The organism is Oceanobacillus sp. M60, from assembly GCF_053839645.1.
In genome coordinates this window covers 490,486-503,568 of the sequence record NZ_JBSSNH010000004.1, presented here as the reverse complement: position 1 = coordinate 503,568, position 13,083 = coordinate 490,486, and the positions used below count along the sequence as shown (strand labels likewise).

Sequence of the window (13,083 nt, the reverse complement as noted above, 5' to 3'; positions counted from 1 at the left end):
GTGATCTAGCGTCTTATAAAATTTCCCAAGTCAGTTAGTTATTAACCTGGTTCTGTATAATAGTATGGATTCCTTAAAAAATGATATATTAATTATAGCTAAAACAAAGAGGTGAACCCCGTGGAACTAAAACAACTACTCTACTTCAAAGAAATAGCAAACCAAAAAAGCATCACCAAAGCCGCCGAACAAATCCATATCTCTCAGCCAGCCCTAAGCAAGTCCATCAAATCCTTAGAAGAAGAACTAGGAACCCCGCTAATCATCCGGACAAACAAAACAATGGACTTAACCGATGCAGGGAAAACGGTATTGGAATACGCACAAAAAATAACGAACTTAGTAGATGAAATGAAATTAACAGTAAGTGATTTAACGAATTTATCGGTAGGAGAGCTGAATATCGGTCTTCCACCATTTATCGGGAGTCTGTTTTTCCCGGAAGTGATGAAAAATTTTCATCGCAGCTATCCGAATATCAAATTAGATATCACGGAATATGGCGGCGCCAGGGTTGTTAAAAGTGTGGAGGAAGGGGAGTTTGAGCTTGGTGTGGCGGTGCTTCCTTTAGATGAGCGCATTTTTAATGTTTATCCGATTGTGAAAGAGAAAATGAAGCTGATTGTTCAGAAGGATCATCCGCTGGCTTCCTATTCGAAAGTAAATGTAAAGGATTTAAGGGATGAAGAATTTATTTTTTATCATGAGGATTTTGCTTTAAATCAAATTATCCGCAATCATTTCTTTACGATAGCGGGCTTTGAACCGAAAATTTTATTTAAGAGCATGCAATGGGATTTGATGTCGGAGCTGGTGGCCGCTGATTTAGGAGTAACGATCTTACCGGAGTCTATCTGTAACCGTCTGTTTACGAAGGATATACAAATTATTGACCTCGAACCGACGATTATGTGGAAGCTTGCGGTTATCACGAAAAAAGGGAAATATATTTCCAACGCAGGAAGGAAGTTTATTGATTTTATTCTAACGGATTCATTATAACTTTGATTCATGAAAATGATAATTAATATGTATTTTACGAATGGATTGGAGGGGCGTAATATAGATAGCAGATGTTTTATATTACGTATAGAAGAAGGGAAAGCCTGTGAGAGTCTTAAAGGTTATTTTACAAATTTGTTTTTTACATGTCTTTCTGCTCTTAGGAGCAGTGTTAAAATATTTTATTCCATTGCCTATTCCCGCGTCTATGTTTGGATTATTTCTCTTGTTCGCGGCATTGTGCTGTGGTGTTATCAAGTTAGAGTGGGTCGATCAAGGTGCGAAATGGTTAATGGCAGAGCTGCTGTTGTTCTTTATTCCTTCTGCTGTGGGAATCATCAATTATGAAGAGATTTTCAGCATACAAGGGTTAGAGATTGTTGGCTTGATTGTCCTTAGTACGATAATTGTTATGGGTCTGACTGCTTGGACGGCAGAAAAAGTATCTGCTGCGAAAAAGGGGGAATCGCATTGATTATTGTGCTGTTTACGGTAATAACGTATTTGGTTTATGTTGTTTCTAAAATGCTTTATAAAAAAATGAACTTTGCTCTTTTTCATCCGCTATTGTTAGCGCCAATCCTATTAATCGCGATTATTTCTATCATGCATGTGTCCGCCAATGATTATATGCAGGGCTCCAAATTCTTATCACATATGCTTGCACCGGCGACAGTGGCCTTTGCGGTGCCGATTTATAAGAACCTGCCGATTATAAAAAAATATATGAAAACCATTGTTATCAGTATTACCACGGGAACACTGATGGCCATGATTTCCACATTTTTATTATCCAAATTAATTCATCTCAGTGATGATTTTATTGTGTCGATTCTTCCCCGATCGATTACTACTCCGATTGCCATGGAGGTATCGAAAGAGATTGGCGGCTTGCCGACATTGACGACGGTTTTTGTGATTATCACAGGGATCGTGGGAGGAATCGTAGGTCCGAATGTGCTGAAATGGCTGTCTATCAAAACACCAATCGCCAAAGGGTTAGCCTTAGGGATGGGAGCGCATGGTGTCGGTACGAATAAAGCCTTGGAATATGGAAAACAGGAATCTGTCTTTTCCTCCTTAGCAATGATTTTTGCAGCTCTCTTTACACTCGTTTGGGGTTCTTTGATAACGTCCTTTATTTAAAGCTTGAAAGATGGCTCGTCATTCAAACTATTTTTACTTCCCCCTCCAAACCATGTATAATAATTCGTATAAAGAGATGAGGGGGAAGATGAAATGGTCCAATCAATCAATACAAAAGTAGATTTAGTTATTGATGGAACCTCACATGTATTAGTTTCAGAGTATGGTAAGATTATGATTGGCGATAAAGGATTTGAATTCTATAATAAACGGGATGCCCGTAAGTATATTCAAATTCCTTGGGAGGAAATAGATTACGTGATTGCTTCCGTCATGTTCAAAGGGAAATGGATCCCGCGTTATGCCATTCAAACGAAGAAGAATGGAACATTTTCATTCTCATCGAAAGAGCCTAAAAAGGTGTTTCGGGCAATTCGTGAATATGTTGACCCTGATCGTATGGTTCGATCCTTAGGTGCTTTTGAAGTCATTAAACGCAATTTCAAGCGTAAGAAATCAAAAAGTTAATTGTTTTGAGTCCGGCGTGGATAGAGGTCTCTCGTTTTCCGGGGGGATATCGGGACAGGTTAACGAAGAAACAGTTACAGAAATGGCACAAGAAAAAATCCCTCTTGAAAGGGGAAAAACAGGGTGCTATAATAAGGAAAGAAGCTCATTAAAGTAATTGGAAAGCTTTTTATTTAGATAGATGGTTAAAACGCTTTCGAACATAATATAAATTAAATAAACACTTGCAATTATATTTTACGTGTTACTGATTCGATCAGGCATGAGTGAAAGGTAGTTATTAAAGCGAAGAGGAAGGACATCTCTGTCTTTTTATCTTCATTTAACCTGCTTTTTTCTCATGTCTTTTTTTATTGGTGCTGAAAGCGTTTTACAAAGCTTGCAAACATACTGCTTTAAGAGCTTGCCATATCTATTGAAGCCTTAACAAACATAAAAAGGAGGTTAAAAAGATGGTAGGAATTATCATTGCCAGCCATGGTGAATTTGCGACAGGTATCTTGCAGTCTGGAGCGATGATCTTTGGAGAGCAAGAGAATGTCAAGGCTGTTACGTTGATGCCGAGTGAAGGTCCGGATGACGTAAGAGCAAAAATGGAAGAGGCCATTGCTTCTTTCGACAATCAGGATGAAGTATTATTCTTAGTCGATCTTTGGGGTGGAACCCCCTTTAATCAGGCAAGCAGCTTGATGGAGGGACATGAAGATACATGGGCTATCGTTGCTGGGTTGAACTTAGCAATGGTAATCGAATCTTATGCATCGCGCTTTTCTATGAACACAGCGCATGAAATAGCGGCTCATATTATTGATACGGCGAAGGATGCAGTGAAGGTAAAACCGGAGGAATTAGAGCCGGAAGAATCTGCTGAATCTGCTTCTGCGTCTTCTGGAGCCAGTGCAGGAGCTCCCGGGTCATTTGACTACGTGTTAGCACGGATTGACTCCCGCCTATTGCACGGACAGGTGGCAACATCGTGGACAAGAAGTACATCGCCCACGCGTATCATCGTTGTATCAGACACGGTAGCAAAGGATGAATTACGTAAAAAATTGATTCAACAAGCTGCTCCGTCAGGTATCAAGGCACATACGGTTCCTATTCAGAAAATGGTGGAGCTCGCAAAGGATGATCAGCATTTTGGCGGACAGCGCGCATTGCTTCTATTCGAGAATCCTCAGGATGTATTGAGAGCTATTGAAGGCGGCGTTCCGCTGGATACGATCAATGTCGGATCGATGTCCCATTCTACTGGAAAAGTGCAGCCCAATAAGGTACTTGCCTTTGACCAGAATGATATCGATACGTTCAAAAAGTTGAAGGAATTAGGCGTGGATTTTGATGTGCGTAAGGTTCCAGCTGATTCATATGGGAATATGGATGAGATTTTGAGAAGAGCGCAAGCAGAATTAGACAGACAGAAATAATCCTAAATCATTAGAGGAAAAGGAGGATTAATCATCATGGATTTAACTATTATTCAAATAATATTAATTATTATTATTGCATTTATAGCTGGTATTGAAGGAATCCTGGATGAATTCCAGTTTCATCAGCCCATTGTAGCTTGTACGTTAATCGGTCTGGTTAGCGGAGAGTTAACCGCATGTCTTATTTTAGGCGGATCGCTGCAATTTATTGCTTTAGGCTGGGCAAATATTGGAGCTGCTGTTGCACCGGATACAGCTTTGGCCTCTGTTGCATCAGCAATTATTCTTGTTTTAAGCGGACAGGGAACAGCGGGGGTAAACTCAGCTATGGCGATTGCTATTCCTTTAGCAGTTGCAGGTCTGTTATTAACTATCATCGTTCGGACGCTTGCTACAGGGATTGTCCATTTAATGGATGCAGCGGCCAAGGACGGCAACATTCGAAAAATTGAAATGTGGCATGTGGTTGCTATCTGCATGCAGGGTTTACGTATTGCTATTCCGGCTGCATTGATTGTAGCTATCGGTGCAACACCGGTTAGAGAGATGCTCCAATCGATGCCTGACTGGTTAACAGAAGGCCTGGCAGTCGGCGGCGGAATGGTAGTAGCGGTTGGTTATGCCATGGTTATCAACATGATGGCTACCAAAGAAGTATGGCCATTCTTTGCCATTGGTTTCGTACTGGCGACGATTCCGGATATTACGCTTGTAGGCTTTGGCGGTATTGGTGTAGCACTTGCACTTATTTATATAGCACTTACGAAACAAGGCGGCTCCGGTGGCGGCGGAAACACTGGTGATCCTTTAGGCGATATTATTGATGACTATTAAAAAAAGGAGGACATGAAGATGGCACAAGAAGAAATCAAATTATCAAAAAGAGATCGTATTGCTATTTGGTGGCGCTCCACATTCCTTCAAGGTTCTTGGAACTACGAACGGATGCAAAATGGCGGCTGGGCATTTTCCATGATTCCCGCAATCAAAAGATTATATCAGACAAAAGAAGATCGTGCGGCTGCACTGCAGCGTCACTTAGAGTTCTTTAATACACACCCTTATGTTGCTTCTCCGATTATTGGTGTAACGTTGGCACTTGAAGAAGAACGTGCAAACGGTGCTCCGGTGGACAATAAGGCGATTCAAGGGGTTAAGGTCGGAATGATGGGGCCGTTAGCAGGTATTGGGGATCCTATTTTCTGGTTTACCCTCAGACCAATTCTTGGTTCATTGGCGGCTTCACTTGCAGTGACTGGTAATATCCTTGGACCAATCATTTTCTTCGTAGCATGGAACTTGATTCGGATGGGATTCCTATGGTACTCACAGGAACTTGGTTACAAAGCAGGGGAAAAAATCACGGATGACTTATCTGGCGGATTGCTCCAGGATATTACCAAGGGCGCATCAATACTCGGTATGTTTATTCTCGGGGCATTGGTAAACCGATGGGTGGATGTCTCCTTTACCCCGACCGTCGCAGAAGTTCAGCTCGATGAAGGTGCTTATATTGAATGGGATAGCTTGCCTGGAGGAGCGGAAGGAATTCAGTCCGCATTGTTACAACAGGAAGAGGGCAGGTCATTGACCCAAACAGATGTCACGACGCTGCAGGATAACTTAGACAGTTTGATTCCTGGTCTTGCCGGGCTGCTGCTGACACTCCTTTGTATGTGGCTGCTCCGGAAGAAAGTGTCACCAATCACGATGATTCTTGGATTGTTCGTAGTTGGTGTTGTATTCCATGCCATCAACCTGATGTAATAAATCTTTTTCAGATGATTTTTGACGATTAGATGTATAAATAAAAAGGTGCCTCCTGGTATGATAAAACTATCAAATGAAGGAGGTGCTTTTTTATTCCATGCCAGAATCCAGAAGAAGACGTTAACGATATATAAATAAAGACAAATCTATTTTAGGAGGTCGCTATGCTTACTATTGGTTATATTGGAAACGGGAAAAGCACGAACAGGTATCATTTGCCGTTCGTAATGCAAAGAGAACATATCAAAGTGAAAACCATTTACCGGAGGACCCCTGCGAACGATAGCTGGGATAAACATGCAGGAGTGCATTACACTTCAGATTTAGAGGAATTGTTACGTGATGAGGACATTCAGCTTATTGTGATTTGTACAAAACATGACAGCCATTATGAATATGCAAAACAAGTATTAGAGCATAATAAGCACTGTTTAGTCGAAAAGCCTTTTATGGAAACCTCAGAGCAGGCAAAAGAAATTTTTGCATTGGCAAAGGAAAAAGGATTGATTGTCCAGGCCTATCAAAACAGACGATTTGATAGTGATTTTTTAACTGTTCAAAAAGTGATAGAAGAAGGAAAGCTTGGGGACTTGCTGGAAGTGGAGATGCATTATGACTATTATCGTCCCGAGGTACCCGAGTCTGCCGATTCATTTGACCCTAATGCATCATTTCTGTATGGACATGGCTGCCATACCCTGGATCAGGTCATCAGTTATTTTGGCAAACCCGATAATATCCATTATGATGTGAAGCAATTATTAGGACAGGGAAGAATGAACGATTATTTCGATTTAGATTTATATTATGGCGGTTTAAAAGTATCGGTGAAATCCAGCTATTTCAGATTGAAAGAAAGACCAAGCTTTGTGGTACATGGTAAAAAAGGATGCTTTATCAAAGAAACAAAAGATCGTCAGGAAGAGCATTTAAAGTTATTCTATATGCCGGATAACGAGGACTTTGGCATCGATACACTGCGTCATTATGGCGTACTGACCTATGTAGATGAAGAAGGAACGGTACATGAGGAAACAATGAAATCGGTAGATGGCGATTATGGGCGTGTATATGACGATTTATATGAAGCGGTTATCAATGGGCAAGATAAAACGATTACGGATGAGCAGACGTTGCTGCAGATGGAAATGTTGGAGACGGGGATTCAACATTTAAGGTAGCTGATGCTTTTGCATAAGTGCATAGAACTTGGATGAACAAGCTGTCTTGTTTATCCAAGTTTTTTTGGTGTGGAGAGCAAATAGCAGTATTTTGTCTACATTAACCCCCAATAATAATTGTTCTCCCTTTTGACTTTTGATTTACTCCATTAGTATTATCCTCTCTTCTGAATCATGTCTAAAAGGTATCTTTGCTTTGTGAATAATTTGTATCAAATTCCACTACATCACTTATATACTACACTATTTTTATAAAATAATAATGATGATCCTCTTATCTATATTAGTACGACAAACATGGCAATCAAGGAAGTAAATATTCCTTCCGAACGGATTGGAGGTAAGTATTTGAACGAAGGGCAGGAAAAAATGTTGAACCTTTTGGGTTAATAGGTTTTATATAGTTATAATTTTTTGCACTGCTACAGGGAACCAAGTTTGTCTGTATGGCACAGATTTATAAATCTATAATGAAAGCAGGGATGGAAAAGGGTGATAAGCATGTTAACAAATAGACAAAAAGAAATTGCATCTATGTTGTTGAATTGTGAAAAGCCGCTACTTTATCGAGAATTAGCTGATAAATGTTCTGTATCACTTAGAACCATTAAATCAGATATGAAGGAAGTAAAGTATTGGTTTAAAAAGCACCAAGTAGATTTACAGTCACAACCGGTTAAAGGCCTTTGGATTACCAATTTAAATGAAAAAGAGAAAATGAAAATCTATCACAAACTCTTATTAGAGACAGTAGATGAAGAAATTTGGGGCGAAGAGGGACGCATACGCCGTATTGTCCTATTGCTAAGTTTACATCCCAGCAAGTATATTACGGCGGAATTCTTAGCTGATCAGTTACTTGTAAGCAAGCAAACGATTTATAAGGATATGAAAAAAGTTGAAAAACACTTGGCTGAAAATAATATAACGTTAAAGATGCTTCCTAGAAAAGGATACACGATTGCAGGAGAAGAAGTTGATATACGGCAGCACGCGGAATATTTACTAACATACAAAATTGTCATTGAGGAATCGTATAGACCAGAAATATATTTGAAATTTAAAGAAGAACTCACTTCCTTTTCACCAGATATGAAAAAGGTGGTTCTACTAATAGATGAAATACTGATGAAATCTATTAAACAATCATTGGTTGAATACCATCCTGCTTCTGTTAAGATTTTCACCCTATTTACAAGGTTAGTGATTTCGGTTTGTCGAGTAACGAAAGAAAATGCTATTCAATTAGGAAGAAATAATGATGAGATAGATATGTCCATGTCAACATTCGCAATGTTCGTCTATGCTGTTGCAAATGATGTTTTTGAACATTTCAACCTAGAGATAACTAATGATGAATTCATTTACATTTATAGAAATGCCTTATTAAATAATCACAACGAAGACCTGATCGAAATGACGAATAATATTATTCATTATGTGAGCAGAAGACTTTCCATTCCTTTTTATAACGATAGTACGTTACAAACAAACCTATTGTCCCATTTCTCTAATAAATTTACTGAAGAAAATGCCATTTTATTAGAGAATAACCCGTTTATGGAAGATCTTAAAACAAAGCATGATTATCTTTATCATCCTGTTAAAACAGCGTGTGAAAAATATATCGAATCACATAATTTTACGTCTGAAATGATTAGTTCATTTGTTACATTGCATTTTCTTGTATCAATGGAAACAACTTTTGAAAACAAGAAACCTTTAAAAGCACTCTATGTTTGTGCAAGCGGCAGAGGAGTGGCACGTGTTATAAAAAATCGTGTGGAAAAAGAAGTGCCGCGGATTAGAATCATTCAATATTGTGGCTTAGATGATTTAGAAGAGATTATGGAAAAGGATACGTTTGACATCATCATTAGTGTATTTCCAATTGAAACCGCTATACCAACGATATGGGTAGACCCGGTACCAAGCGAAAGTAATATTAAAGAGTTAAAGAACAAAGTAAGTGAATTAACTGGTGATAATCAAGTAATTGCACAGCAGATAATCAACAAAAATGAAAGCAATATCGATGATCCAGAAGAATACTCCAGAGCAGTTATATTGGAAGCAATGGAACTATATTTGGGAATTAAGCAAGCTTTTAAAGGCAGAATCAAGCATAAAATGGAGGATGCTTTTCTAATGCATGTTTTCCTCATGGTTCATCGTATTAAATTCAGAATGGAATATGATCACCTTGTAAATACATCTTTTATAGAAACAGAAGATTATCGGAAAGTAGATGAAGTTTTTAAAAAACAAGGTCTGCAGGCCAATGCAGATGAGAAAAAAGCGATCCTATTCTATATTGAAAAGGAGGAAGCAAGCTGTGGGAAAGGTTACCATTATTAAAAATGGAATTGTATTTAACGCTGTTAATAAAGCGTTTACTAAAAAAGATGTCTATGTGAAAGATGATGAAATAATAGCTGAAGAAGATATTGAGGAAACAGATTTGCTGACAGAATGGGATGCAAAGGGAAGCTATGTTGCCCCGGGGTTTATAGATATGCATGTACACGTATTTGAAAATTTTGCTCAAATTGGGATAAATGCTGACAAAATCGGTATTAATCAGGGGGTTACAACAGTTGTTGATGCAGGAAGTACAGGGTATAAAGATTATGCTCAATTTAAGGATAAAATTATCAATCAACATACGACAGAAATATTGTCGTTATTAAATGTATCCGCCACGGGCTTAGTAGAGGGATTGGATGAATTGTCTGCTCCTGAAAAATTAATGAGTGAACGTGCATGGGAAACGATAAAAGCTTCAGAACTGGCTATTGTTGGGTTGAAAGCCAGAATGAGTCAATCGGTGGTCGGGAATCAGGGTATTCGCCCTTTGGAACATGCCCGCAAATTAGCTGATCAGACGGATACGCCCATCATGGTGCATATTGGCTCACCTCCTCCACCATTAAATAAAATTCTGCCTTTATTAAAAAATGGTGATATTGTAACGCATGCTTTTCATGGCAAAAAAGGCGGGATTCTTGATGAAGATGGAGCTTTAATACCTGAAGCACATGAGGCGCTAGAGCGGGGAGTTAAATTTGACGTTGGTCATGGAACATCAAGCTTTTCATATCAAACAATTAAACGATTTAAAGAGAATTATAGTTATCCATTTACGATCAGTACAGATGTTTATGAAAAGAATTTTGAACAGCCAGTTGGCAGTTTAATGGATACCATATCGAAATTATTAGCAGTAGGATATGACTTAGAAGATTTAATCGAATCCGTTACAATTCTTCCGGCTAGAACGCTGTCTTTAATGAATTATGGATCATTGGAACCTGGAAAGAAAGCAGATATTACAATGTTTCATATTGAGAAAAAGGATAGAGAACTAATCGATTCACATGGTGAAGTGATGAAAGTAAATCAACGTTTAATTCCACAAACAACATGGAAAAACGGAAAGATTGTATATCAAAGGGGTTAAGAATGTGGAAAAAAAAGATCTAACTAACTATTTCATGAATAGTCAAGATCCAGATGTTTGTGAAAGTATTTACAATGATGCAGTGAACTATATAGATAGTAATGGATATGAAATAAAAGATGATCAAAGAGAAGCCTTATTAAATCACATATCTGAAATGGTGAAAAGAAATCAAAGAAAAGAAATAATGCAAGTAGAAGATAAAAAGTTATTTGAAGAAGTTTCGCAAGAGTCCATCAAACAAGCTAGAGAATTAGTAAAACAATTAGAACATATTTCAGATGATGAAACGTATTTATTATCGATTCATTTTGAAGTAGTTAAATATAATCAATCAAAATAAGGAGTGAGTTAAATGGTAAAAGTAGTTATTGCAGATAGACTTGGAAAAGGGCAAAACGTGGGAAAAGGTGTAGAAATTGCTGGAGGAGAAGCTATTGTAGTCCCGGGAATTGGAGCGGACATGAAGCTCGGCGATGAAATGAATAAAGTAGATGCGGATTTGGGAATTTCATTTTGCGGCAGTGGTGGAGCAGGAGCAATTACAGCACAAACGAAATATGGATATAAAGCAAGACATGGCATGCGTTCTATTGAAGAAGGAGTAACTGCCATTCGTGAAGGCTATAAAGTATTAGGGTTCGGGTTCATGGATGTAGAAGACCTGGGCAAACGTATCGTGGAAGAATACAAGAAAATACAAGGGGAATGAATCACATGATTGAAAACCAACATGTAACAATAACCGTTTCTGGAAAGGGAAGTACACAAGATGAGGCAGTTAGTCGTGCTTTAAGTAAAATTCAGAAACAGATATTTTCTGAGATTAATCAGCTTGTTATTCGTGCGGAACCAGAAAACATAGAAGAAGTGGAGGCAACTATGGAAGAATATACAGAACGTTTTTTCTTCTTTTTTATGCCGCGTAAAAAATTGAGTTGTCATGTGACGTTAAAAGTAGATGTAAACTTAAAAACAATCGATTCTGCCAAATTTAATTGGCAGAAAAAAGGTAGTCACCATCCATTAAGGAGGGGTATACGTGGGCGGAATCGTAGTTATTCTAATTAAATCATTAATTATTGGAGCGATTGTCGGTTTTGGCGTAGGTGCTGGTGCAGCAAGGATGTTCCATGCACCGAAGTCTCAATCAATGGGAGCATTCAGAACGATTGGCGAGATGAATGCCTGTGCAGGTGACCGTGCATCCCATTTTTCATTTGGACTGGGCTTCTTCTTTAACGCTTGGGCATCAGCTGTTGGAGCTGGCGCGCTTACGCAGGATGTAGATCATAGAATTATTCCCAATTGGTCTGTCGCCGTGCTTTTAAGAAAAGGAAAAACAATAGAAGAAACCATGCATAACCCTTTCAAAATGAGTATAGCGGGGGCGATCGTGGGAGCAATCGTTGTTGCTTTTTTAAGTACTACAACAGCATCTATTCCAGAGGGACTTAGAAATGTTGCGCTGGAAGTATTGGCTCCAGCGGCGGATTGGCTTATTAATATGGCTATGCCGGTCATATTTTGGTTAGCTGCATTAGATGCCGGAAAACGTTCTGGTTTTTGGGGGACGATATTTGGCGGACTAGCTCATATTATTATGGGTAATGCTGTTCCTGGTGTTGTACTAGGTATATTGGTAGGTAAGGGTGTGGATGATTCTGGATGGAATAACATCACAAAAATATTAATGACAGCTATTATTGTGCTGTTCATCTTAAGCGCCTTCTTTAGGGGAATTGATATAGAGCTGATTGAAAGTCTCAACCTTACTGTGCCAAATTGGTTACAAGGACTTCATAATTTAATAAACCCTTAGTGAGGAGGAAATAAAATGACTGATGGTCAACTAAGTGATGCGATGTATAAAAAGAGTTTTTGGTTTGCAGATTGGTCGTTCCCAATTTTTGTAGCACTTCTGTCATCTGGTATTTTTGCAGGTACGCATATGTATTACGTTTATAAAGTAGGTGCTTTTAATGAAGTAGCCATTGTAGCTTTGTTAGAAGCAGGTATGCAAGGATCTGGCTATGGTGCAGCGGCAGCATTTGGAGCTAGCTTTTTATTTGCACGTATACTTGAAGGCGGTTTAGTAGGAGTACTTGATATAGGTGGTTCGATACTAACTGGTGTAGGTATCGGAATACCAGCACTGCTTTTAGGTGCAGGAATTGTTTTACCACTAGAAAACTTTTTTGTCTCTTTAATAACGGGCTTATTAATAGGCGTGGTAATAGGCTATGTTGTTATTGGCATTAAAAAGTTTACGGTCGGAAAGGCTAATTCTACATTTGGCAGTGATGTGATGATGGGTGCAGGTAACTCGTCTGGCAGATTTTTAGGACCGTTAATTATTATTTCTGCTGCAACAGCATCCATCCCTGTAGGCTTGGGTTCTTTACTTGGAGGAGCATTCTTTTATTTATGGAATAAACCCGTTGCGGGCGGAGCAATCTTAGGTGCTATGGCAATCGGAGCATTTTTCCCAATTTAAAATGAATAGCAGCAAAGTATTCCAGTAGATGTTCTATGTTATTGCAACCCCAATCAGTGGGGGGGAAAAGAAAACCCTCACTGATTGAAGTTTCACTTTATAGAAACCATGTTAGATATGTAATCATAA

15 protein-coding genes are annotated in these 13,083 nt (G+C 38.8%); all 15 read left to right on the top strand.

Features of this window, described 5'->3' with window-relative positions; genetic code table 11:
* The first annotated feature begins 120 nt into the window (after positions 1-120).
* The 15 genes from ACW0TQ_RS13020 to ACW0TQ_RS12950 all read left to right on the top strand — a co-directional run bounded on the left by ACW0TQ_RS13020 (position 121) and on the right by ACW0TQ_RS12950 (position 12,954).
* The gene (locus tag ACW0TQ_RS13020) at positions 121-1,002 is read left to right on the top strand and encodes a LysR family transcriptional regulator (protein ID WP_212929523.1); all 882 of its coding nucleotides are present in this window, start codon (positions 121-123) and stop codon (positions 1,000-1,002) included.
* 106 nt (positions 1,003-1,108) lie between these two features.
* Positions 1,109-1,477 (top strand): CidA/LrgA family protein, encoded by a 369-nt coding sequence (locus tag ACW0TQ_RS13015; protein WP_455725750.1) that lies wholly within the window; start codon positions 1,109-1,111, stop codon positions 1,475-1,477.
* 5 nt (positions 1,478-1,482) lie between these two features.
* Entirely contained in the window at positions 1,483-2,148 is a 666-nt protein-coding gene (locus ACW0TQ_RS13010) for an LrgB family protein (RefSeq protein WP_306432784.1), read from the top strand.
* Between the two features lie 93 nt (positions 2,149-2,241).
* Entirely contained in the window at positions 2,242-2,616 is a 375-nt protein-coding gene (locus ACW0TQ_RS13005; RefSeq protein ID WP_042528829.1) for a DUF956 family protein, read from the top strand.
* A 452-nt stretch (positions 2,617-3,068) separates the two neighbouring features.
* Positions 3,069-4,043: a mannose/fructose/sorbose PTS transporter subunit IIA gene (locus ACW0TQ_RS13000; protein ID WP_042528831.1), complete on the top strand. Its 975-nt coding sequence runs from the start codon at positions 3,069-3,071 to the stop codon at positions 4,041-4,043.
* Between the two features lie 36 nt (positions 4,044-4,079).
* Complete coding sequence (locus ACW0TQ_RS12995; protein WP_042528833.1) at positions 4,080-4,880, top strand: PTS mannose/fructose/sorbose transporter subunit IIC; 801 nt, start codon at positions 4,080-4,082, stop codon at positions 4,878-4,880.
* A gap of 18 nt (positions 4,881-4,898) precedes the next feature.
* Positions 4,899-5,813, top strand: a complete 915-nt coding sequence (locus tag ACW0TQ_RS12990; RefSeq protein ID WP_042528835.1) for a PTS system mannose/fructose/sorbose family transporter subunit IID — start codon at positions 4,899-4,901, stop codon at positions 5,811-5,813.
* Between the two features lie 167 nt (positions 5,814-5,980).
* On the top strand, positions 5,981-6,997 hold the full coding sequence (locus ACW0TQ_RS12985) for an oxidoreductase (protein WP_212929295.1): 1,017 nt from the start codon (positions 5,981-5,983) through the stop codon (positions 6,995-6,997).
* A 501-nt stretch (positions 6,998-7,498) separates the two neighbouring features.
* Positions 7,499-9,355, top strand: a complete 1,857-nt coding sequence (locus tag ACW0TQ_RS12980; RefSeq protein ID WP_212929294.1) for a BglG family transcription antiterminator — start codon at positions 7,499-7,501, stop codon at positions 9,353-9,355.
* Entirely contained in the window at positions 9,333-10,457 is a 1,125-nt protein-coding gene (locus tag ACW0TQ_RS12975; protein ID WP_455725749.1) for an amidohydrolase/deacetylase family metallohydrolase, read from the top strand. The genes ACW0TQ_RS12980 and ACW0TQ_RS12975 overlap by 23 nt, the downstream gene beginning before the upstream one ends.
* A 4-nt stretch (positions 10,458-10,461) precedes the next feature.
* Positions 10,462-10,800: a PRD domain-containing protein gene (locus ACW0TQ_RS12970; protein WP_052484846.1), complete on the top strand. Its 339-nt coding sequence runs from the start codon at positions 10,462-10,464 to the stop codon at positions 10,798-10,800.
* 12 nt (positions 10,801-10,812) lie between these two features.
* On the top strand, positions 10,813-11,169 hold the full coding sequence (locus ACW0TQ_RS12965; protein ID WP_042528842.1) for an SFCGS family glycine-rich protein: 357 nt from the start codon (positions 10,813-10,815) through the stop codon (positions 11,167-11,169).
* A 5-nt stretch (positions 11,170-11,174) separates the two neighbouring features.
* The gene (locus ACW0TQ_RS12960; RefSeq protein ID WP_052484847.1) at positions 11,175-11,528 is read left to right on the top strand and encodes a DUF4312 family protein; all 354 of its coding nucleotides are present in this window, start codon (positions 11,175-11,177) and stop codon (positions 11,526-11,528) included.
* Positions 11,500-12,279, top strand: coding sequence for a DUF4311 domain-containing protein (locus ACW0TQ_RS12955; protein WP_212929293.1), 780 nt, complete (start codon positions 11,500-11,502; stop codon positions 12,277-12,279). The genes ACW0TQ_RS12960 and ACW0TQ_RS12955 overlap by 29 nt, the downstream gene beginning before the upstream one ends.
* Positions 12,280-12,294: 15 nt before the next feature.
* The gene (locus ACW0TQ_RS12950; RefSeq protein ID WP_084612803.1) at positions 12,295-12,954 is read left to right on the top strand and encodes a DUF4310 family protein; all 660 of its coding nucleotides are present in this window, start codon (positions 12,295-12,297) and stop codon (positions 12,952-12,954) included.
* Positions 12,955-13,083: the final 129 nt, after the last annotated feature.